Source organism: Streptomyces sp. NPDC060049, from assembly GCF_042736715.1.
GTDB lineage: Bacteria > Actinomycetota > Actinomycetes > Streptomycetales > Streptomycetaceae > Streptomyces.
The window spans coordinates 42,441-64,034 of the sequence record NZ_JBHWVV010000002.1 but is presented as its reverse complement, the minus strand read 5'-3'; the positions used below and the strand labels follow the sequence as shown (position 1 = coordinate 64,034).

The following is a 21,594-nucleotide window of genomic DNA, read 5'->3' as shown; positions in this document are numbered from 1 at the left end:
AGAATGGACTGGTTGACCCGATGCGTGGGCGACGAGCAGGAGTTCTTCGCCGCGCACTGGCGCCGCGCACCGGCTGTGCTGCGTCCCGAGTGCCCCCCGGTGGACGTGATCGGCACCGCCGAGCTGGACGCCCTTCTGGACGCCGGACTGCTCAAGGTCCCGTACATCGGGCTGGTCCATGCGGACAGCCACGTGCCCGTCGAGCGGTTCTGCGTCCCGCGGGTGGTGCTCGGTGAGCTCGTCGAGGACTACGCGGACGGGGACCTCGTGCGGCGCCTGGTCGAGGAGGAGCGGGCCACCGTGCTCCTGCGGTACGTCGACCAGTGGCACCAGGGCGTACGGGCACTGTCCGCCGGGCTGGGCGAGCAACTCGGCCGCCAGGTGGAGGCGTTCTTCTTCCGTACTCCGGCCGGTACCCAGGGCCGCCCCCTGCACCGCGACGACGCCGACGTCCTCGCGATCCAGATCAGCGGTGAGAAGCGCTGGCACGTCTACGCCGGACCGCGCGACGGCAACTGGGAGCCGGCCCGGGAGGACGGCGACCCGGGTGACGTGCTCCTGGAGACCGTGCTGCGACCGGGCGAGGTGCTGTACGTACCGCGGGGGTTCGCGCACCGCGCCGACGCCGTCGGGGACGTGCCGTCCGCGCACCTGTCGCTGACCGTGCGCGAGGCGGGCACCGCCAACCTGTACGCCCTGTTGCTGGCGGTCCTCGCCGACGGGGCGCACATTCCGGGCCGGCCCCTGGACGACCGGGAACTGACCGAGGCCGCCGCGACGCTGATCGAGCACCAGCGCCGCGCGGTGGACGCCCTGGCTCCGCGGACGCTGGTCGCTCTCGCCCGTGACGCCATGCGTGGTGTGTGACATCGCCTCGTACCCCTTGTGGATGGATGCGGCCGGCCCCCGATGCCTTCGACGCCCGGGGGCCGGCCGTCTGCCGTCCGGAGGGCACGTGGCTCACGGATCCGGCGCCGGTCTGGCTCGCGAAGCGGGGGATCAGCCGCCCCAGGAGGTGTCGCACGGCTCCATCCGGCCGTCGCCGCCCAGCTGGACGTCCGTGCCGGTGGGGGACGTGCCGGTGAGGGACGTACCGGTCGACTGGAGCTCGATGTGGCCGCATTCGATGTCGTCGGCGTACGCGGGGGAAGCGGGCTGGAGGGCCAGCAGGGCGGCGGTGGCGACGGCGGTGAGGAGCAGGACGAGGCGCTTCGGCATGGTTTCCCCAGGGACATGGCGGGCCCGCCCGCTGAGCGGGCCCGGCGCGGTGTGTAGTGCGGCTGCGGTGCATGGACAACACTGGCGCAGCCAGGTGGCGTACGTACGGGAGCGGGCCCTTCACCAACGTGCGTGACCGCAAAATGAGGGGTGCCCAGCTTGCTGCAAATACGGGCAAGGCAGGGCGAACCCAAGGGTCTGGTGGGGCTCAGGGGACGTAACCGCGCTGGAGGGCGAGCACCACGAGCTGGGTGCGGTTGACCGTGCCGGTCTTGTCGCGCAGCCGGCGCAGGTACGTGTCGACGGTGTGCGGGCTGATGCCCAGCCTCCGGCCGATGCCGCAGTACGTCTCACCGCCCGCGAGCAGGGCCAGGACCTGGCGCTCGCGGGGGGTCGGTGTGAACGCGCAGTCGGCGGCCTTCAGGGTGTCCGGCATGGCTGGCTACTCCTCGTCGACGGGGCCCGGAGGCGGGCCGTCGAGCCCGTCCGGGACATCTCCGACCCTGGGGCAGGCCGGCGTGCGCGGCGACGGGGGTGACACCTCAGCAAACTGCGTGGCAGCAAGGCGAGGACTCGGCGAAGTCGACATAACGGACGGACAGGTGTTGCCCTGGCGGGACTACTACCCGCTTGGCGATCGGGGGGTCGGCCTCGGAGTGATCGAGACCTCAAAGGTCCCCCCTCAAAGGTCCCCTCGTGCTCGGTCGACTACTCCGAGGGGCGGGAGGAACTACTTAAATCCCGCTCCGCCAGTCCTGCGCCGTAGCGCACATCTGCGTGACACGACGCCCGCAGGGCACTCTGCCGGGCCCCGCAACTTCCGGGGGCCTCGCCGGGGTGTGCCGCCACCGCTGCCGACGAGCGGCGCACGCACTTGCGGTCCCTCACGAGGTCCAGATCGGATCGTCCGGAGCGGGCCGACCAGAGAAACGCTGGAGTGGATCTCCAGCATCCGAGAGCCGGCGGCGCGCGACGGTGATGAAGCTGTTCTGCGCCGATTCGACCCCCGAGCGTAGAACGAGCCAGTTCTCCTCGGGGGTCAGGCCACGCTTGACCATGGTGTGTAGACGCCATATCTGCTCATCGAGACCGTGAGCAGCTTCCGCGATTTCCTTGTCAGCGACAAGGTTCACCATGCTCAAGGCTTCGTTCCACGGTCGCCAGTCGATGGTGGTGGGAAGCACCACGCCTTGGGGCACGGTATCGGGTCGACTGGCTTCCATCTCGCTGAGGTCCACGAGTAGGCCTGATGACTCGCGCAGCACACGCGCGCACGTCGCGGACAGTTGGTCCCGGACCCAGTGCCTGTCCTGTGTCCTCCTGCTGACCGCACTTCCCGCGACCACACCGATCAGTGTGGTCACGACCGCTCCGACAGGGGCGGCCAGCAAACTCCACAGCCCGGACATGGACCCAGTTTGACGCATTGATCGATCGGCCCGCAGGCGCTTGCAACACCCGTGTCCGGTTCGGGTGACCGCCCGGACCGCCACGTCAGCCTCCCGGTCTGCTCGACCCCTCGCACGACCCCTTGGCGGCGTCACCAGCTGATGCCGGCCGCCACCGGGAGATGGTCGCTGTCGGTGGCCGGCAGTACCCACGAGCTCTTCGGCTCCACGCCCCTGACCAGGATCTGGTCGATCCGCGCCATCGGGAAGGACGCCGGCCAGCTGAAGCCGAAGCCGTCCCCGGCAGCTTCCTGGGCCGAGCGCAACTGCGAGGTGAGCCCGTGGAACGCGCGGTCGTCGGTGGTGCCGTTCATGTCGCCGAGCACCACCACCCGCTCGTTCTCCTCGGCGGCGACGGCCTTGGCGAGCGCGGCCGCCCCGACGTCGCGCGAGTCCGTCCAGAAGCCGCGCCTGGGCATCAGCCGTACCGAGCCCAGGTGCGTCACGTACACCACCAGCGGCCCCTGGTCCGTGGCCACCGTGGTGCGCAGCGCCCGGGGCGGGTCCACGGGCGGGTCCTCGGCGCTCCGGGTCTTCGCCAGCGGCCCGGCATCGCCCCGCAGGACGTCGACCGACCGGGAGTCCGACAGAGGCAGTTTGCTCCACAACCCCACCGTGCCCTGCACCGTGTGGAACGGGTACGCCGTCGCCAGTTCTTCCTCGTACGCGACCGTGGCCTGCGGGGTCATCTCCTCGAGCGCCAGCAGGTCCGCCCCGGAGGCGGCCAGGTCGCGGGCGGTGCCGGCCGGGTCGGGGTTCTCGGCGTTGACGTTGTGGCTGACCAGGGTGACCTCACCGTCCGGCCGGGCGTTGTCGAAGAGGAGTCCGCCGAAGAGGCTCACCCACGCCACGACCGGCAGGAGCAGCGCGACCAGCGCCGCGGCGGAGCGGCGCCACAGCGCCCTGGCAAGGAGAGCCGGCACGAACAGGCCGGACCACGGCAGGAACGTCTCTGCCAGGCTGCCGAGACCGCCCCGGTCGGTGATGTCCGCGTGCAGCAGCATGAGCAGGCCGAGGGCCGTCCCCAGCGCCGCGAGCACCGGGCCGCGCTTCCACGGCTCCGGCCCGGAGAGACTGCGGAGCGCCCGGCGCAGATGCGCGCGCCGGGAACCCGAGCCGGTGTCCGCGCGACCGGCCGGTCGGCGGCGGTGAGCATGAGGATCGGCATTCCGCTGCCGGAGGCGACGATGTGTTGGGCGATCTCGTCGCCGGAAGGACCGGGAATGTCGCGGTCGAGGACGGCGATGTCGTAGGCGTTGACGCTCAGCAGTCCCAAAGCGGTGTCACCGTCACCGGCGATGTCGGACGCGATCGCTTCCAGACGCAGGCCATCGCGGATGGCTTCTGCCATATAGGGCTCGTCCTCGACGATCAGCACTCGCATGATCCGAGGGTACGAGTCGCCGCATATCGCCGACGTATCGAAAACCGCAGGGGTGGGTGGCACCACCGCATGGCGGTGCGGCCGGCGCCACCCTCGTCGACCGCTCAGAACTCGCAGCTCGCGCCCATCGGCGTCCCGACGTACCGGGCGTCCATCCAGGCGATCGCGTCGTCCAGCGGACCGTCGCCGATGGTGTGCCCCTGGTCGGCGTAGTGCTTGAACTCCAGGGTCACGCCCTTGTCGCACAGCTGCCGGGCGAGCGCCTGGTTGAGGCTGCTCAGCACATCGTTTCCACCCTGCGGCAACAGCACCGGGACCTTGGTGGTGACCTCGTTGCCGGCGCTGGCCTTGAGGGCGGCGTTCAGCGGCCCCAGATCGGCGCCGGGCCGGAGGATGCCCTCGGCGGGCGGGACCACGGTGTCGCCGACGATGCAGGATTCCGTCCACATGCGGTCCGCGGCGGCCAGCCCTTCGGGGGTGAGGAGTTCGGCGGGCTTGACCGCCGGGTCGGCTGCCGAGGCCCCGTTCATGAGCAGCAGCAGCATTCCGGCGTAGGGGGTGGCTATCGCGCTCTGCTGGGCGAACAGGGCGGGCATCCACTCGAATCCGACCGCCGGCGCGTTGGCGACCACGCCCTTGAGGTCGAGGTCGGGAGCGTACTCATCGGCGTAGTGCGCGCTCCACAGCGCCGCGTGCCCGCCCTGTGATCCGCCGTAGACGAGCGATGTCGTGCTCGCTCCCGGGTCGATCCCGCGAGCGGCACGGAGGATGTCGAGAGTGGCGTAGGCGGCGGACTTGCCGTTGAGGTACGGGTGCCTGACCCCGGTCACTCCCAGACCGATGTAGTCGGGCTGCACGACGACGAATCCACGCGCGAGGAGTTTCGCGACCGGACTCGTGTCCTCCAGCCCGGCGAAGCCGGGCATCCGGGACGGGGTGCACGTCGCACCGATTCCCATCGTGCCGTGGTCCACGGCGGCAACAGGCCGTCCCCCGGTGGGTGCGGGGCCGTCCGGAACGGTCACCAGTCCACTCGCGGCCACCGGCCTGCCGTCGGTCCCGGTGCTCAGGTACATCACGAGGAAGGTGCGCGACGGCAGCGTCAGCCTCGCTTCCGACGGCGTGAAGGGGCGTTGGCGGATCACCGTGCCGGGCTTGCCCGCGGGCAGCGGACTCGGCGGGTCGTAGAACGCGTCGCCCTCGGGTACCGGCGTGGCCGAGGCCCGTCCCTCCGGGGGCCGGTCGTCGCCGGCTCGGCTGCAGCCCGACATCGCCAGTACCGCGACGATCGCGCAGGTGACGGCCCAGCGGGACGCCCGGACCAACGCCTGTGCACGACCACCGCGTCCGTTCTGCGGGCACGGAGGCGTGCTCGGCGGGAGGGGAACCGTTCGCATGGTGCCGGGGAGGCGGCTCTGTCCGTGCGTCAAGGACGATCTCCTCTGCGTACGCGGCTGCCGTTCGGCGCCGCCGGATGGAGGCTCTGACCTGGGCGGAGCGGTTCCGGGCCGCGCGGTGCGGCCGTTCGTCCGGGTTGCGGCGTACGGGTTGCGGCGTTGTGCGTCAGGGAGGCGGCGGCCCGTGCGCCTCGACGGCCGATCCCTCGGGATGCGAGGTGACGTCCACGACCAGGGCGACGATGGTGTCGATGACGCCCCCCATGTCCACGGAGGGGTCGAGCAGCCACTGGTGCTGGATGCCGTCCGCTGCGGCGAGGGCCAGCCGGGCGATCGCGTCGGGCGTGACGTCGGGGCGAAGGCGGCCCTCGCGTTGCAGTTCGGTGAGGCCGTCGCGCAGGGAGACGAGGATGTCGCCGTTGCGGACCTCGAAGAAGTCGCGCGCCGGGTGGTCGGGGAAACCGGATGCGGCCGCCATGCTCACGTACAGGCGCACCAGTCCTGCCACATCGCCGCTGCGGCGCAACGTCGCGGCCATCGGCGAGATCGGGTCTCCGTAGGACTCCTGGGCGACTCGCTCCTTGGCGAGCCTGTCCCGCTCGGCCAGGGCCCAGATCAACAAGCCCTCACGCGAACCGAAGTAGCGCAGGACGCCGGCCTGGGACATGCTCATGCGGTCGGCGATCTCCTTGATCAGCGCGCCCTTCTCGCCGAGCATCGCGAAGACCTCCAGAGCCACCGCCAGGATCTCGTTGCGGCGGCGGACGCCCTTCGCGTAACGGCCGCGCGGCGTACGGATGTTGTCGAGCCGTGCGGCACGCTCGGGGTCCATGTGCGAAACGCTAGTCGAGTTCACCTTTTCTTTCGAGGGGTGCGACGGACAGCGGTGAAACGGATCGAACACCGGCTGAGTACGATCACCTACGCCGGTCTGAGTACGCGAGCGATTGCCCGCCGCGCGCGGCGCAGGAAGGGTGGACGCATGCGCCGACTGCTGCTCCTCGCCCCGCTGTTGCTCCTCACCGTCGGCTGCGGGGTGTTCCAGTCCCCAGAAGACGAGGCGACGGACGCCGCGCGGGAGGTGGCCAGGAAGGCGGGCGAGCGGCTCTACGGCCAGCGTCCGCGCACGGCGGAGGAGGTCGGGCGCTCCGCCGCGGGCATCGACGGAGTGGAGGTACTGCGGATGACGGGTACCTCGACACACGACGGGGACGGCGTCCACGTGGTCGTCCGCACGTCCGGCACGGCGTACAAAGGATGGCTCGGCCCTGAGGAGGTCGTCGTGGGGCGCTGCTTCTCCGTGCGGGTGTCGCCCAAGACGGAGTGGAGTGAGGATCCCCGTGACGTGGACTGCCCGGACGACCCTCCGCTGACCTTCGCCCCGCCACCCGAACCGCCCCGGCTGCCGTACGAGGCGCTCGAAGCGAAACTTCCGCGCGTGCCGGAGGGCGGCCGGGTGGACGAGGCCGAGGTGCGCCGTACGCTCGCCGCCCTGAACCTGGATCCGGCGATCCGTACCGAGGTGAAGGCGGACGGCGGCCGGGTCGGCGTTCTCCTGTCGGTCAAGGGCAACGGCTTCGACGCGCAGGACTGCCTTCTGGCCCGCGTGGGCCCCGGCGCCACCAAAGTCTGGGTGCCGCCCCGGATCCAGCGGATGCCCGGAGAAGGCGGCTGCAGCGTCGGCAACGCCCTGGACCCGAAGCCGGCACCGCACTGAACGGGTTGCCCGGCTCCAGGGAAGAGCCACCGCCCCGGCACGTGCTCACGACCGCGATGGGTGGTCAGCGGGTGAACGTCACCGGCAGGGTCAGGGGGCCGCGCAGGCCTCCGGGGCGCCAGGGGATCTCCGCCGGGGGGACCGCGAGGGCGAGGCCGGGTAGGCGCCGCAGGGCGGTGCCGATGGCGATCCGGCCCTCCAGGCGGGCCAGCGGAGCGCCCAGGCAGTAGTGGATGCCGTGCCCGAACGCCAGGTGGGCGTTGTCCGGCCGGGTGATGTCCAGGCGGTCGGGATCCGGGAACCGCCCAGGGTCCCGGTCGGCGACGGCCGAGCCGATCAGCACGGTCGCGCCCCGTGGGATACGCACGCCCGCGATCTCCAGCTCCTCGCGCGCGAAGCGGGCGATCCCGGGGCTGACGGGGCCGTCGTAGCGGAGGAACTCCTCGATCGCGCCCGGCAGTAGACCGGGATCGGAGCGCAGCAGGTCGAGCTGGTCGGGATGGGCGAGCAGCACGGCGATGCCGCCGGCGATCAGGTTGACCGTGGTGATGTAGCCGGCGGCCAGCAGCAGGAACACCATCGCGACGAGCTCGTCCTCGGTCAGCCGCTGTTCCTCGTCCCGGGCGGCGATGAGGGCGCTGAGCAGGTCACCGCCGGGGTCCGCCCGCTTGGCGCGGATGAGCCCGGCGACGTACGCGCGCATGTGCTGCCACGCCTCGTTCACCACGGCGGGGTCCGGCGGCTCCGCGCCCCGCATGATCATGCGCTCGGTCCAGTGCTGGAACTCGTGCCGCTCGTCCACCGGCACCCCGAGCAGTTCGCTGATCACCGTGACCGGGAGCGGCAGCGCGAAGTCCGCGACGAGGTCGGCGCGGCCGGCCGCCACGACCGCGTCCAGCAACCGGTCGGTGACGGCCTGGATCCGCGGCCGCATCTCGGCCACGCGGTGGGCGGTGAACGCCTTGGAGACCAGGCGGCGCAGCCGCGTGTGGTCGGGCGGATCGCTGCGCAGCATGTTGCCCAGCATCGCCTCCCGCTCCGTGTCGGGCAGCTGCTCCAGGAGCCGGGTGTCCGAGGCGTCGCGCACATCGCTGCTGAGGCGGGAGTCGGACAGGGCCGAGAGCCCGTCCTCGTAGCGGGTGACGAGCCAGGCCTCCAGGCCGCCCGCGATGACGACCCGGCGGACCGGGCCGTCCTCGCGCAGCTGCCGGTACAGCGGGAACGGGTCCGCGACGAAGGCCGGGTCGGCGTAGGGGAGGAGGACCGGTCCCTCGCTCATGACGCCCCCCGCACCTTGGAGCCGCTGCGCATCGATTCCGCCGGCGGCCGCTCGCGCAGCGCTCCGTACCCGATGAAGTAGGCCGGTACCCGGTTCAGCCACCGCGAGTCGGTGACGAGCTCCGTCAGCCGCTTCGCCCGCTGCGGATGGCCGAACGCGGCGCGCCCGGCCAGCAGAGGCTCGATGACCTGGGCATGGGCCAGGCGTTGCAGGCCCTGGGTCACCACCGTCGTGGGCATGCGGCGGCGCTGTACGCGGCGTACGTCGTGAAGCCCTACGGTCCCCGCGCGCAACGGTCCCACGAGGTGGCGGGCGGCGGCCACCGCGTCCTGTACGGCGAGGTTGATGCCGATGCCGAAGACCGGCGACATGGCATGGGCGGCGTCGCCGATGCACAGCAGCCCCGGCCGGTGCCAGCGGCACAGCCGGTCCAGCCGCACGTCGAGCAGCTTGACCTCGTCCCAGGAGGCGACCGAGTGCGCCCGGTCGGCCAGCCACGGGACGGCCTGCGCGAACTGGGCCATGAACCGGTCCAGGCCTTCGGCGCGGCGCTCGGCGTCCGTCCCCTTGGGGATGAGCCCCGCGCACTGCCAGTAGTCGCCGCGGTCGATGAGCGCGCTGAAGAACCGCTCGCCCAGGCCTCCCACGAGCCCGCTGGGATCGCCCTCGTGGCGCGGTAGCCGGAACCACCAGGCGTCCATCGGGCACGGGAAGCCCTCCAGGCCGAGCTCGGGGAGCGCCCTGGCGAAGGATCCGCGGCCGTCGCAGGCCACCGTGAGCGTGGCCCTGAGCTCACCGGTGGTGCCGTCCGGGGTGCGGTACCGCACGCCCGCCACCCGGCCGCGTTCCATCAGGAAGGACGTCGCCTCGGTGTCCATGCGCAGCCGGAAGGAAGGCTCCTTGGCCGCCTCGTCGGCGAGCAGGTCGAGCAGGTCCCACTGCGGCACCATCGCGATGTAGTTGTACTTCCCGTGCAGCGCCCCGATGTTCCCGACCGTGACGAGGGAGCGGTCCGGCCCGATGGGCAGCTGCACCGACGTCACCCGCCGCTGCGGCAGCGCCGCGAACCGCTCGGCGAGGCCGATGTCGTCCAGCAGCGACAGGGTGGACGGGTGCACGGTGTCGCCGCGGAAGTCGCGAAGGAAGTCGCCGTGCTTCTCCAGCACGGTGACCTCCACCCCGGCCCGGGCCAGCAGCAGGGCCAGTACCATCCCGGCGGGCCCGCCTCCCACCACACAGCAGGCCGTACGCTCCACGGCAACCACTCCCTTCGCCGGCATCGGGTAAGGCCAAGACGACGTATACCCCACCAGGGGCCGCGGTTGCGGTAGCGCCCCGTGCGTCGGCCGTTTGCCAGGACACCCCGGGGCCGGGGGACTACGGTGAAAGAAGAAGCGGTCGTCGCGTGCCACATCGGACATGCTGCCCAGGGGGGTTACCGGGGGGCGCGGACAGGTGACCCGTCAATGAGTAGACACAGCAATCTTGTCGTGGCGTCAACCCTCTTGATCGCAATGTGCGGGGCTACCGGGGCTACCGGTGCGACAGCGCGCGAGCCCTCCCCCGGAAACCCCGAGCAAGCCGAGGCGGCTGTCGTCCAAGTGCTGGGTGATGTCGGATCCGGTACTGGCTTCCTTTACGATGCCGACAAAGGGCTTATCGTCACCACGGCGTACATCACTGCGGCGCAAAGCGACCTGAAGGCGCTCGTAGCCGGTAAGCCGGAGGCTTCTGCCCGGTTGCTGGGAAGTGACCTCTGTCAGGACCTGGCCGTGCTCAAGCTCACCAATCCGCAAGCGGGTCTGAGAGACTTGCAGTTCGGGGATAGCGACAAGGTATTCGACGGTGACGCCGTCACCTCTCTCGGCTACCGGGGTGCGGGCACTCCAAAGGCGGATGTTGTAGCTCTCGCCGGCAAGGCGGAGGAGGAGCCGGGCGGAAGAATTGTTTTCCAGTCCACTCCCGACTATCCCTCCCTGATCTACCATTCCACGGAAGGTGTCGAGGCAGGGGGGCCGGTGCTGAATAGTGGGGGTGAAGTGATCGGCATCAACACCGGGCTCTCGATAAAGCAAGACAAAGTGTCTGCTGCCATAAGCAGCGATCAGGTGACGGCCGAGATTCCTGCCCTGGCTGCCGGTGCGATGAAGAATGATCCCGGCTGGTGGATCCGTGCGGTATCGGACCCCAATCTTGCGGGGGATGCTGCGGTTTCCGGGCTTGATAAAGGTGCATCACAGGCCGCACAGAAGCGTCTTCAAGATGCGGGAATAGAAGGTTTGTTCGTTTTCGATGTCCGTAAGGGCTCTCCGGCCGAAAAGGCGGGTGTCCAACAAGGCGCCGTGATCACCAAAGTGAACGGGGAGGGCGTTTCCTCGTTCCCCGAGCTGTGTGATGTCCTCGAGCCTGCCGCAGTGGGCGACACGCTGAAGCTCGAAGGTCTCCACGCAGGGGTCGGCGCGGCAGGCCACACGTTCGGCGAGGCGTGGAGTGCCAACGTGGTGTTGGCGGACAGTCCGTAGAGGACGCCTCGGCGACGGAGGTCGGGCGGCAGTGGCCTGAGGGTTGGCGTCGCGCGTCGCGCGTCGCGCCGAAGGGCGTCAGCGGGGCGCGGGGCCGCTCGTCACGGTCGACCAGCTGCCGCCGTTCACCGTGTACACCGTCAGCCTGCGGTTGACCGCGTCGCCGTTCCCGTCGAAGGCGACGCGCCCCGTGACACCGTCGAAGCCCAGCCCCGCCACGGCCTGCGGCAGTTTCGCCCGGGCGTCGCGGGGAAGGGTGCCGCCGTTGGCCGTCACGACGGCCTTCACCGCCTCGATGAGGGTCCAGGTCGCGTCGTAGGCATAGGGGCCGTACCAGCCGGCTGCCTCCGGGTAGCCCGCCTTCCCGTACCGGGCGAGGAAGTCCTGCCCTGCCGCCGACCCCTCGGCGGGTACGCCGATGTTGGTCGCGAGGTCGCCCTCGGCCTTCGGGTTCCCGGTCAGGTACTGCTGGTCGAAGATTCCGTCGCCGCCCATCAGCGGGGCGCTCACCCCCGCCTCCTTGAGCTGCTGGGAGATCGGCGCCGCGGTGTCGTAGTAGCCGCCGAAGTAGACGGCGTCGGCGCCCGAGGACCGCACCCTCTCGGCCAGGCCCGCGAAGGCGCGCTCCGCGGGATCGACCTGCTCGGTACCGACGACGGTCCCGCCGAGCTTCGTGAACTCGGCCGTGAAACCGGAGGTGAGGGCCGTGCCGTGGGCGCTCGCGTCGTCGACCACGTACAGCTTGGTCTTCTTCGCCTCGCGGTGCAGGTACCGGGCGGCGAACGGCCCCTGGTCGACGTCCGTGGCGACGGTGCGGAAGTAGGTGGAGTGTGGACGGGACGTGGTGCCGGCGGCCCAGTCGGGACCCAGCGTCAGCACGGGGTCGGTGTTGCCCGGTGACACGTTGACCACGCCCGCCCGCGCGAGCGGTGCCACCAGCGTCCGGGCGACACCGGAGTTGAGGGGTCCGACGATCCCCAGCACCTTCTCGTCGGACACGAACCGGGCGGCGTTGGGGCCGCCCTTGGCGGGGTCGGCCCCGTCGTCCAGGGCCTCGATCTCGAAGTTCACTCCGGGGACGTGCCGGGTTTCGTTGGCGGTCCTGGCCGCCAGGTCGGCGGAGTTCTTGACGCCGACGCCCATCGGGGACAGCCCGCCGCTGAGGGGCGCGTCCACCCCGATCACCACCGTGACGGAGGAGGCCCCCGATCCGCTGCCGGTCACCCCGCCGCCGTGGGGGGAGTCGTCGTCACGGGTGAGGGTCCAGGTCAGGACGGAGCCGGTGGCGAGCGTGGCCAGTGCCGCGCCCAGGACCACGGAGCGCCGGGTGAGGGCCCGCCTCCGGGCGGACACCCGCCCACCGTGCTCCACTTCGGCCGTCACCCGGAGCGTGACCGGGTCCTCGGCCGGAGGCACGGGCACGGGCGGGCCCGTCGGCCGGTCCGGCACCGGGCGCCGCGGGGTGCCGGCGTCGGAGCCGGAGTCCAGGACCGTGGGGGTCCGCGGTGACGGCGTCGTCGACGGTCCCTGCTCCGGCGCCCTCGGAGCGGGAGCGTGCTCCGCCGCCGCGTCCGGTGCCGGTACGGGGGTCGCCCTCGGATCCGGCGTGGGTGGGGGAGTGGGCCCGGGCTCGCGTTCCGGCGCGGGCTCGTGCCCCGGGCCGTGCCCGGCGGACGTGTCGGCCCGGGCCGGGGAGGACCGCAGCACCGACGCCAGCATCTCCGCCGCTTCCGCGGCGCCCACGCGCCGCGCCGGGTCCTTGGCGAGGAGCGCGTCCAGCACGGGCGCCAGTGGGCCGGCATGGACCGGAGGCCGGTGGGGGCGGGTGAACACGGCCACGGCGAGGGCGTGGAGGCCCTCCGCCGCGAACGGCGGGTGCCCTTCGACGGCGTGGTAAAGGGTGGCGCCGAGCGCCCACAGGTCGTTGGCGGGCGTCGGGCGCTTGCCCTCCAGCTGCTCCGGCGGCATGTACTGCGGCGTGCCGATGACGATCCCGCTGTGGCTCAGCTTGGTCGTGGCGTCGGCGAGGTGGGCGATGCCGAAGTCGGTGAGGACGACGCGGTCCTTGGTCAGGAGCACGTTGTCCGGCTTGATGTCGCGGTGGACGATCCGCGCCCCGTGCGCCTCGGCCAGCGCGTCGAGCATGGCGGCGCCGATCTCCGCCACCCGCTGCACGGGCAGCCGGCCCCGGCTGCGGATGGCGTCGGCAAGGGACTGTCCGCGGATCAGCTCCATGACGATGACGGGGGCACCCTGGTGCTCCACGACGTCATGGATGGTGATGATCCCGGGGTGGCTGAGAGTGACCGCCGCGCGGGCTTCGCCGGTGAACCGCCGGAGCAGCGCGGCGCGGTCGCCGTCGTCCATACCCGGGGGGAAGAGGATCTCCTTGACGGCGACCTCGCGTCCGAAGAGCTGGTGGTCGACGCCACGCCAGACCCGGCCCATACCGCCCTGGCCGATGCGTTCGACCAGCTGGTACCGGCCGGCGATGAGTTCGGGATTCTGCTCGGTCACGCGCACACTCTAGGTCCTGCTGAGCCGATCAGGTGACGGAAGCATGGCTTGATCCCGCCCACGGTGACGGGGGCACGGCGTACCCGGCGGGGAACGCGGCGCAGCTGCTCGCCCCGGGGCTCGCCGGGGCCTTCACCCCGCCCTCCCGGGCCCGCGGGCACGCTGCCGGGCCGGGAGAGCCGGTTGATCGGTGGGCACCGCCTGGTCCATCCCCGAACGAAAAGGGGGCGCGGGCAACCGCGCCCCCGACACACGCCGCGATCCGCCTATACGGGGGTGTCCTCGACGGGCACGAAGCCGGTGCCGCACGCGCCCGGCAGGTTCGCCGGGGTGAACGGCGTGGAGGACGTGTCGCACCGGGCCTGGTGGAGCTCCCCGTCCTTGCCCAGAAGGCTGACGTAGAGGTACCCGGGGTTGGCTTCGGTGACCGATGCCGCGGTGTCCGTGACGCACTTCGGGGCGTTGGCGAGGAGCCCGAGGTTGATCCACACGCCCGGATTCCGGCTGTCGTTGAGGAAGGCGTGTCCCTGCCGGTCGGTCGCGACGCGGAAGATCACTCCGGTGGGAAAGTTGACGAAGTCCGGCGCGGCGGTACTGATGTCGCGCGACGTGGAGCACTTCTTCTTGTGCTCGTCCCGCTGGCCGTCCTTGGACTCGGAGGACTTCTTCTCCTGGGGGGTCGGGTCCATGCCTCCGCTGGCGGCCGCGGACGGCGCCACGAGCGTTCCGAGGAGCAAGGCCCCCGACACCGCCGAAATCCCTCGTGCGGTCCAAGCGAGCTTCTTCATGTCATTCCTCTCCGAGACTGCAGGTCTGCTGTCCCGACCGAACATCCCCGTCGCCCTCCGAATAGACACATAACGTAATCAATCGTCACTCATCGAGACCATGACGCGGCCCCGAACGGCGGCGGGCCCGCTCAGCGCCGGCGCTTGCGTTTCCGGTCGTGGCGCCACGAGCTGTCCTCAGCAGCGTGGCGCGCACGGACGGCCGCGTGGCGCGCACGTACGGCCAGTGGACGGGGGACGATGGGATGGTCGTGAGCACGGAGGCCGCGGTACACGGCCCCGGCCCGGCAGGAGGCTGCGGCCTTACACGGCCGGAAGGAGTCCGGAGTATGGGTGCGATCGAGCCTTTGCAGGGCGATGCCGACGGGGCGCGGGCCGCTGCGTCCGGGCCGGGCGGCCTGCTCGACGTGCTGGGCGTCGCAGCCGTTCTCCTCGACTCCGAAGGCAGGATCGACCTGTGGAGCCCGCAGGCCGAGGACCTGTTCGGCTACACCGCCGAGGAGGCACTCGGCGAGTTCGCGGGCCGCTTGCTGATCCACGAAGAGCACCTGGCGGTCGTGCTGGACATGTTCGCCAAGGTCATGGAAGGCAAGGGCAACTGGGCCGGCACCTTTCCCATCCGGCACAAGGACGGCAGCACGCGCATGATCGAGTTCCGCAACATGCGGCTGCTGGACTCCCAGGAGGAGTACTACGCCCTGGGCCTGGCCGCGGACCAGGCGACCGTACGGCAGGTCGAACGGGACCTGGCACTGTCCGCCCGGCTGGTGGCCCAGTCGCCGATCGGGCTGGGCGTGCTGGACACCGACCTACGGTACGTCTCGGTCAACCCCGCGGAGGAGCGCCTGAACGGGGTGCCGGCCGCCGACCACGTCGGACGGCACGTCCACGAGGTGCTGCCCGCCGTGGACGCGTCTTTCGAAGCGGCGATGCACGAGGTCCTGGCCACCGGCGTGCCGATCGTGGACCAGTACACCGTCGGCCGTACTGCGGCCGACCCGGACCACGATCACGCCTGGTCGATCTCGTTCTACCGACTCGAAACCCCCAGCGGAACCGTGCTGGGCGTGGCCACCGCCAGTGTGGACGTCACCGAGCGCCACCGCGCCGTCGAGGAGCAGCGCCACACCGCCCTCACCCTCCAGCACAGCCTGCTGCCCCACACGCCACCGCGGCGGCCGGGCCTGGAAGTGGCCACCCGCTACCGGCCGGCCCAGGCCACCATGGAGATCGGCGGCGACTGGTTCGACGTGATTCCCCTCAGCGGCGACAAGACCGCCCTCGTCGTCGGCGACGTCATGGGCAGCGGAGTCGCAGCCGCAGCCACCATGGGCCAGCTGCGCACCGCGACCCGGACGCTGGCCGATCTCGATCTCGACCCCGCCCAGGTCCTGTACCACCTCGACCATGTCACCGAGGGTCTCGACACCCTCGCGACCTGCGTTTATGCCGTCTACGACCCCCAAACGGCGCAGTGTCACCTCTCGCTCGCCGGGCACCTGCCGCCCGTCCTCCTCCACCCGGACGGCACCCGCGAGCTCCTCGACCTGCCCACCGGCGCGCCGCTGGGCGGCTGCGGCGTTGCCTTCCACACCACCAGCCTCACCATCGGGGCGGGCGACCAGCTCGTCCTCTACACCGACGGCCTGGTCGAGACCCGCGACGAGCCGATCGACACCCGCCTCGAAGTTCTCCTCGATGCCCTCGATCCCCACCGCTCACTGGACGACACCTGCGACCAGCTCCTGAATTCCATGCGCCACCCAGGCGACCACGACGACGTGGCCCTGCTCATCGCCCGAGCCACACCGACGGCAGGACAGGCTGGGACGTGAGTACGTCGGAGAGGTCCGGTTCCCCCTCGGGGTCGTGATATGCGTCACGGCCCGCACGTCGGCCCGGCGGCCCCCACGGTGATCCTCGACCTGTCCGCATGTCGCCATATGTGCCTGTTTGGTAATGACATGCCGTACTCCGCCAGAAAAGGAATCCGGAGCTCCTGTTTCCCGCGCTCCAACCTGGCTTACGGGGAGCGGTTCTGGCGGTGAGCCAGACGCGTGCCGTAGCGGCCGCGACGGGGGAATGCACGATCTTCCGGCCGATTCAAGCCGCGTCCCGGACCTCCTCCACGGCTCGGCGGCGGAGGCTTGCCAGGCCGCTGCCGGGCTTCTAAGAATGGCGACTCCTCCGGCGCCTTCGCGGTCCGGCGCCGGGAGCTTCGCGATCACCGAGTGAGGTCCCGCATGAAGAAGCACCGTAAGAAGTCGCACCACAGGAAAATAGTCGTCGCCGTCGGGGCACTGGCCCTCGTGGGCGTACCCACCACGGCCATGGCCTGCTTCGACACGCAGGAGACCGGCCCCGTGCGGCCCGTCGCGGCCCAGCAGCACAGCCGCCCCTGGCACGGCGGCCCCCTCGGCGACCCGGGCGCTCAGCCGCCCGTTGAGTTCCCGGTCGAGGCAGACGCCCCCGCCGAGCCCGTCGAGCAGCCCGTCGCCGAGCCCGTCGAGCAGCCCGTCGCCGAGGCGCCCGCCGAGCCCGCGCCTCCCGTACAGCCCCAGCCGCAGCAGCCGGTGGAACCGCCCGCCGAGCCGGCCGGGACCCCCGCACCCACGGACTCCGCGGCACCTTCCGGCGCCGTGGCCGAGGTCCTCGCGCTCGTCAACAAGGAGCGCGCCGCCGTCGGGTGCCCCGTGCTCACCGTCAACGGGAAGCTCACGAAGGCCGCGCAGGACCACAGTGAGGACATGGCCGCCCACTCCAACATGTCCCACACCGGCTCCGACGGCTCCGACCCGGGCCAGCGGATCACCCGCGCCGGATACCAGTGGAGTACCTACGCCGAGAACGTCGCGTACGGCTACGACACCGCCGCCAAGGTCATGGACGGCTGGATGAACAGCCCGGGCCACAAGCGGAACATCCTCGACTGCAACGTCAAGGAGATCGGCATCGGCCTCGCGCAGCCCGGTCACTACTGGACGCAGGACTTCGGCGCCACCCGCTGATCCGGCCGCTCCCGCAGCCGACGACGACGCGTGAGGGTGGTCGGTACCCGTCCGCCCCCACGCGTCCGTCCGCCCGGATCCACCCGCGCCGCGGCGCGTCCGCGGTGCCCGCGCGGCGAGGCGTGCACCGCGCACCGCTTCCGGTCTGCCGTACGCGCGAATCGTTCCTCCGGTGAATGTCCTCGGCTGTGTGGGTGAGCTCAGCCCGTTGTGTCTCCGTCGGAGGTGAGGAGACCGGTAGAACGCGGGGGTCGTTCCGTCGTCCTGAGGGGTGTTCGTGATGAGCCGAGGCTTGATCGTCGTGGATGTGCAGAAGGACTTCTGCGAAGGAGGCAGCGTTCCGGTCGCGGGAGGCGCACAGATCGCTACCGCGATCGCCGAGCTGGTCGAGCAGAGCGCGGACCGTGACTACCAGTACGTCGTGGCCACCCGGGACCACCACATCGACCCGGGAAGCCACTTCTCCGCGAACCCGGACTTCAAGGACAGCTTCCCCGTCCACTGCGTGGCCGGGGACGAAGGCGGTGAGTTCCACCCGAACTTCGCCCCCACCGTCGCGGGCGGCAAGGTCCACGCAGTCTTCTTCAAAGGCGCCCACAGCGCCTCCAAGAGCGGCTTCGAAGGCGCGGACGCCGAAGGAACCCCCCTCGCCGACTGGCTGCGCGCCCGCGGGGTGAGGGACGTCGACGTGGTGGGCATCGCGACCGACCACTGCGTGCGCGCCACCGCCCTGGACGCCGCCGCGGCGGGATTCGGCACCCGGGTACGCCTGGACTACTCGGTCGGCGTCGCCCGCGAAACCATCGCCTCCACCCTGGACGACTTCCGCCAGGCAGGCATCGAGACGTCCGGCCAGGCACCGGTACCGAGCTAGGCCGTCTCTTTCGGATCGTGCCGGGCCCGCGGTGTCCGCCACCGCACCTGGCCGCGTTGCCGCGAGCTTCTGCCCGCCTTACTCAAGGACGAGTGGCCCGCTGTCGTGGCCCGTCAACGTCGCCACGGCAGTCGACGGTGCCTCGAGGAAACGTTGCCGAGGGATGCCTCCGCGGTCGTGAGGTTGTGACGGCTCCCACGAGTGTCGGGGTGGTCGGGTCCCAGGACGCGTTCGCGGTCGCTGAGGTTTCGGCGGTAGAGGTCGACGGCCTGCCGGTCCTCGCCGAGGTAGTAGAGCTCATTGGCGAGGTCGTTGCAGCTGCGGAGGGTGTCGGGGTGGTCGGGTCCCAGGACGCGTTCGCGGTCGCTGAGATTCTGGCGGTGGAGGTCCGCGGCCTGCTGGTGTCGCCTGAGGCTGCTGAAGGTGTGAGCCAGATTGTGTCGGCTGTCCAGAGTCTGGGGGTGGTCGGGTCCCAGGATGCGTACGAGGTCGGTGAGGCTTTCTCGGCGGAGGTCCGCGGCCCGCTGGTGTTCCCCGATGCCGTCCAGCGAGATGGCCACGTTGCCGCGGCTTCGGAGGGTGTCGGGGTGGTCGGGCCCCTGGATGCGTTCCCGGTCGCTGAGGACCCCTCCGTAGAGGACTCCGGCCTGTTCGTGGTCCCCGAGCCCGGTCAGCGCGCTGGCAAGGTTCTCCCGGCTGTCCAGGGTCCGGGGGTGGTCGGGTCCCAGGATGCGTTCGCGGTCGGCGAGGTTCCGACGGTGGAGGTCTACGGCCTGCTGGTGTTCCCCGATGCTGTCCAGTGCGGTGGCCAGGTTGTTGCGGCTCGCCAGGGTGTCGGGGTGGTCGGGCCCCTGAACGCGTTCCCGGTCGCTGAGGACCCGTCGGTAGAGTTCCGCGGCCTGTTGCTGTTCCCCGATGCTGTCGAGTGAGAGGGCGAGGTTGCTGCGGCTGGCCAGGGTGGCGATGTGGTCGGGTCCCAGGGTGCGCTCGAAGGTGGTGAGGATGTGCCGGTGGAGTTCTGCGGCTTGGTGGTACTCCCCGGCCGATTGCAGTGCGTTGGCCAGGTTGTTGTGGCTGGTGAGCGTGTCGGGGTGATCGGCTCCGAGCCGGCGATCGGTGGCGGTGAGGACGTTTTGGCGCAAGAGCAGTTCCTCGAAGACTGCTCCCGCCTCGCAGAGAGTGTTGCCCAAGTCCCTCAGGACGAGGCGGGTCGCGGCGAAGTCCTGGTCGCAGGTCCGGTCGAGAAGGGCGCCGAGGTGGGGGGCGAGCAGGCGCGCAGTGGGCCATCCCTCCCGTCCGGGGATGCCGACGGTATCGGTGGCGGCTTGGACGAGGTGCCGGGCGAGCGCGGTCCGCCAGCCCTCCGCCGGGTCCGGGCGGGTGAGGGTGTGGGCGGTGACCTCCCGGACAAGGGGATGCAACAGGAGCTGTCCCGGAGACGCGGCGTCCTCGGCGGTCCGCCCGGTGCCGAGGAGCCCGTAACGGTGCAGCCCGGCCAACGCCCCGTCCACCATGGCCGCGGTCGCCTCCGACCCCGTCACCTCCGCCAGCAGGGCAGGGGTGATCAGCGCGCGGGGAATGGGAGCAGGCTCGAACAGGGCAAGGAGCTGGAGGACCGGGCGGGCGAGGGCGTAACCCTCCCGGTGGAGCTGGTCCAACGAGAGGTCCCAGGTGTGGCGGACCAATCTCCGGGCGACCTCGGGATCACCCCCCGCCCGGGGGTGGGTGGCGCCGAGCAGGTCACCGAACTCCGTTTCCAAGGCGCGCTGGTAGGCGGTGAAAGTACGGTGCCGGCTGGTGGGAACGGACAAGTAGCTTCCCGCGGCGTTCAGCGCGAGTGGTACTCCACCCAGCCGTACGGCCAGAGCTTCGGCCTGTGGCCTCGTGCCGGCGCGGGGTGTGGTGTCCATTAGTAGCTCGCCTCCTGCCTGGTCCGTCAAGGGTTCGAGTTGCATCAGCACCGCTTCGGATCCCCAGGTTTGCGGCGAGGTGTCGCGGCTGGTGATCAGCAGCACTCCCGCCCCCTCGGCTCGCAGCCACCCCCGGTACCCACTGATCTCCTCGGAACCCGGACCGACGTGCGAAGGGGTGTCGACGTTGTCCACCACGATCAGCCAGCCCGGTACCGAGGCGAGCTGCTCCCACACGGCGTCGACCAAGGGTGCCCGGCCGGAGCGGGCCTCCTCCAGGCGGGATTCCGGCAGGCCCAGGACAAGTGCGGCTTGGGTGAGGTCGTGGGCGAGCTGAGCCGAATTCTCCCGCCAGCGGATCCACACCACCGCTTTCCCGGCTGCCCGCGCCCGGCTCGCGGCTTCGGCGGCGACGGTGGTCTTCCCCAGACCACCCGCCCCGCACACCACGACCATCCCTCCACCCGGGCCCCGTACCAACCTCTCGATCCGTGCCAGCTCAATGTCCCGGCCCCTCACGAGGGCCGGGGTTGCCGGGGGGTTCAGGGAGTGCCCGCTCCCTGCGGCGATGTTCCGCAGGTCCGTCACCGGCGGCCCGTTCTCCGGCGCACCGGCGAGGCGCCGCTCCCACAGCAGGAGGGAGAGCGAACCAGCAGCCAGAAGGACGAACAGTGACCACACCACGGGGCCGCTCTCAGCCCACTCCGGTGGGTTCGCCGTGACGTAGTTCGTCACGACCGCCACCAGAATCGTTACCACCGCGGATCCGCCCGACACTGCGGATCCGATCCGTACGGCACGCCTGCCCGCCACCCCAACGCCCCCTCGACCCGGTCGGAACTCACATCATGGCCGCCCGACCACGTGCGTGACTCCGGATCTCGCGGGCCGACACCGGCCCGTGATGCGCCGTCAGCCATTGCCTCGCCGCCACCCTCGCGGGCAGGGGTTCACAGGGCGGCGGCTCGCGTCCATGTGGGTTACAAGGTTTCCGGCCTTCCGGGATGTGGCACCGACTTTCCGCTTCCCGTGCTCCGGGCGGGACAGGGCAGCCCAAACATCGATTTCTGGATATTTTAAGCGGTCAATCGGTATATGGGTCTGTTTGGGTGTCCTAGTCGAATCGCATGTACCAGGTGCAACGTGCGATGTGAAAGGGGCACAGGCATGGCTGACTGGAAGCAGATCTCTGGTGGTCTGACGACGATCTCGGTGGGGTCGCGGACCCATGTGTGGGGTGTGAACTCCTCGGGGCAGATCTACCGGTACACCGGGCATGACGCGAACCCGTGGACCGGTATCCCGGGGCGGGCGGTGGACATCGGTGTGGCCGCCGACGGGACGGTGTGGCACGTGAACTCCGCGGGTGGCATCTTCCGCTACACCGGGGACCAGGGCTCCACCGACTGGGTAGGCGTCACCGGCGGGTTGACCCGCATCTCGGTGGGGTCGCGGACCCATGTGTGGGGTGTGAACTCCTCGGGGCAGATCTACCGGTACACCGGGCATGACGCGAACCCGTGGACCGGTAT

The 21,594-nt window shown here is 70.8% G+C and carries 18 protein-coding genes and 1 pseudogene; 7 read left to right on the top strand and 12 right to left on the bottom strand.

Annotated features, from left to right (window positions below):
• Positions 1 to 12 precede the first annotated feature (12 nt).
• A complete protein-coding gene (locus ACFWBY_RS02980; protein WP_385336219.1) occupies positions 13 to 867 on the top strand; it encodes a JmjC domain-containing protein in 855 nt (284 codons plus the stop codon).
• Positions 868 to 999: 132 nt separating this feature from the next.
• On the opposite strand, the gene ACFWBY_RS02975 is transcribed toward ACFWBY_RS02980, so the two are convergent.
• The 7 genes and pseudogenes from ACFWBY_RS02975 to ACFWBY_RS02945 form a co-directional block, all read right to left on the bottom strand.
• The gene (locus tag ACFWBY_RS02975) at positions 1,000 to 1,218 is read right to left on the bottom strand and encodes a hypothetical protein (RefSeq protein ID WP_385336222.1); all 219 of its coding nucleotides are present in this window, start codon (positions 1,216 to 1,218) and stop codon (positions 1,000 to 1,002) included.
• Between the two features lie 208 nt (positions 1,219 to 1,426).
• Positions 1,427 to 1,654 carry a response regulator transcription factor gene (locus ACFWBY_RS02970; RefSeq protein WP_385336224.1) on the bottom strand — a complete coding sequence of 76 codons (228 nt, stop codon included), beginning with the start codon at positions 1,652 to 1,654 and terminating at the stop codon, positions 1,427 to 1,429.
• A gap of 448 nt (positions 1,655 to 2,102) precedes the next feature.
• Positions 2,103 to 2,627 (bottom strand): hypothetical protein, encoded by a 525-nt coding sequence (locus ACFWBY_RS02965; protein ID WP_385336226.1) that lies wholly within the window; start codon positions 2,625 to 2,627, stop codon positions 2,103 to 2,105.
• 131 nt (positions 2,628 to 2,758) lie between these two features.
• Positions 2,759 to 3,670: an endonuclease/exonuclease/phosphatase family protein gene (locus ACFWBY_RS02960; RefSeq protein WP_385336228.1), complete on the bottom strand. Its 912-nt coding sequence runs from the start codon at positions 3,668 to 3,670 to the stop codon at positions 2,759 to 2,761.
• A gap of 131 nt (positions 3,671 to 3,801) precedes the next feature.
• Positions 3,802 to 4,050 (bottom strand): annotated as a pseudogene (locus ACFWBY_RS02955) (response regulator); the annotation flags it as partial.
• A 104-nt stretch (positions 4,051 to 4,154) separates the two neighbouring features.
• On the bottom strand, positions 4,155 to 5,480 hold the full coding sequence (locus ACFWBY_RS02950; RefSeq protein WP_385336230.1) for a lipase family protein: 1,326 nt from the start codon (positions 5,478 to 5,480) through the stop codon (positions 4,155 to 4,157).
• A 133-nt stretch (positions 5,481 to 5,613) separates the two neighbouring features.
• Positions 5,614 to 6,279 carry a TetR/AcrR family transcriptional regulator gene (locus ACFWBY_RS02945; RefSeq protein ID WP_385336232.1) on the bottom strand — a complete coding sequence of 222 codons (666 nt, stop codon included), beginning with the start codon at positions 6,277 to 6,279 and terminating at the stop codon, positions 5,614 to 5,616.
• A gap of 150 nt (positions 6,280 to 6,429) precedes the next feature.
• On the opposite strand from ACFWBY_RS02945, the gene ACFWBY_RS02940 reads away from it, so the two are divergent.
• Entirely contained in the window at positions 6,430 to 7,164 is a 735-nt protein-coding gene (locus ACFWBY_RS02940) for a translation initiation factor IF-2 (protein ID WP_385336234.1), read from the top strand.
• A 64-nt stretch (positions 7,165 to 7,228) separates the two neighbouring features.
• Here ACFWBY_RS02940 and ACFWBY_RS02935 read toward each other — a convergent pair whose 3' ends face one another.
• Positions 7,229 to 8,443 (bottom strand): cytochrome P450, encoded by a 1,215-nt coding sequence (locus ACFWBY_RS02935; RefSeq protein WP_385336236.1) that lies wholly within the window; start codon positions 8,441 to 8,443, stop codon positions 7,229 to 7,231.
• Positions 8,440 to 9,699: an FAD-dependent oxidoreductase gene (locus ACFWBY_RS02930; RefSeq protein ID WP_385336238.1), complete on the bottom strand. Its 1,260-nt coding sequence runs from the start codon at positions 9,697 to 9,699 to the stop codon at positions 8,440 to 8,442. The genes ACFWBY_RS02935 and ACFWBY_RS02930 overlap by 4 nt, the downstream gene beginning before the upstream one ends.
• Positions 9,700 to 9,909: 210 nt before the next feature.
• Between ACFWBY_RS02930 and ACFWBY_RS02925 the strand changes: the two genes are divergently transcribed.
• Positions 9,910 to 10,965 (top strand): S1C family serine protease, encoded by a 1,056-nt coding sequence (locus ACFWBY_RS02925; RefSeq protein WP_385336240.1) that lies wholly within the window; start codon positions 9,910 to 9,912, stop codon positions 10,963 to 10,965.
• 78 nt (positions 10,966 to 11,043) lie between these two features.
• Here ACFWBY_RS02925 and ACFWBY_RS02920 read toward each other — a convergent pair whose 3' ends face one another.
• Both ACFWBY_RS02920 and ACFWBY_RS02915 read right to left on the bottom strand, forming a co-directional pair.
• On the bottom strand, positions 11,044 to 13,482 hold the full coding sequence (locus tag ACFWBY_RS02920) for an ABC transporter substrate-binding protein (protein ID WP_385336242.1): 2,439 nt from the start codon (positions 13,480 to 13,482) through the stop codon (positions 11,044 to 11,046).
• A 266-nt stretch (positions 13,483 to 13,748) separates the two neighbouring features.
• Positions 13,749 to 14,270 carry a hypothetical protein gene (locus tag ACFWBY_RS02915; RefSeq protein WP_385336244.1) on the bottom strand — a complete coding sequence of 174 codons (522 nt, stop codon included), beginning with the start codon at positions 14,268 to 14,270 and terminating at the stop codon, positions 13,749 to 13,751.
• A 329-nt stretch (positions 14,271 to 14,599) separates the two neighbouring features.
• On the opposite strand from ACFWBY_RS02915, the gene ACFWBY_RS02910 reads away from it, so the two are divergent.
• The 3 genes from ACFWBY_RS02910 to ACFWBY_RS02900 all read left to right on the top strand — a co-directional run bounded on the left by ACFWBY_RS02910 (position 14,600) and on the right by ACFWBY_RS02900 (position 18,152).
• On the top strand, positions 14,600 to 16,105 hold the full coding sequence (locus tag ACFWBY_RS02910; RefSeq protein ID WP_385336246.1) for a SpoIIE family protein phosphatase: 1,506 nt from the start codon (positions 14,600 to 14,602) through the stop codon (positions 16,103 to 16,105).
• Positions 16,106 to 16,513: 408 nt separating this feature from the next.
• Positions 16,514 to 17,278: a CAP domain-containing protein gene (locus tag ACFWBY_RS02905; RefSeq protein WP_385336248.1), complete on the top strand. Its 765-nt coding sequence runs from the start codon at positions 16,514 to 16,516 to the stop codon at positions 17,276 to 17,278.
• Between the two features lie 280 nt (positions 17,279 to 17,558).
• Positions 17,559 to 18,152 (top strand): isochorismatase family protein, encoded by a 594-nt coding sequence (locus tag ACFWBY_RS02900; RefSeq protein ID WP_385336250.1) that lies wholly within the window; start codon positions 17,559 to 17,561, stop codon positions 18,150 to 18,152.
• 113 nt (positions 18,153 to 18,265) lie between these two features.
• On the opposite strand, the gene ACFWBY_RS02895 is transcribed toward ACFWBY_RS02900, so the two are convergent.
• Entirely contained in the window at positions 18,266 to 20,797 is a 2,532-nt protein-coding gene (locus ACFWBY_RS02895) for a tetratricopeptide repeat protein (protein ID WP_385409618.1), read from the bottom strand.
• Between the two features lie 432 nt (positions 20,798 to 21,229).
• On the opposite strand from ACFWBY_RS02895, the gene ACFWBY_RS02890 reads away from it, so the two are divergent.
• The coding region (locus tag ACFWBY_RS02890) for a tectonin domain-containing protein (RefSeq protein ID WP_385336254.1) at positions 21,230 to 21,594 on the top strand (365 nt) is incomplete at its 3' end.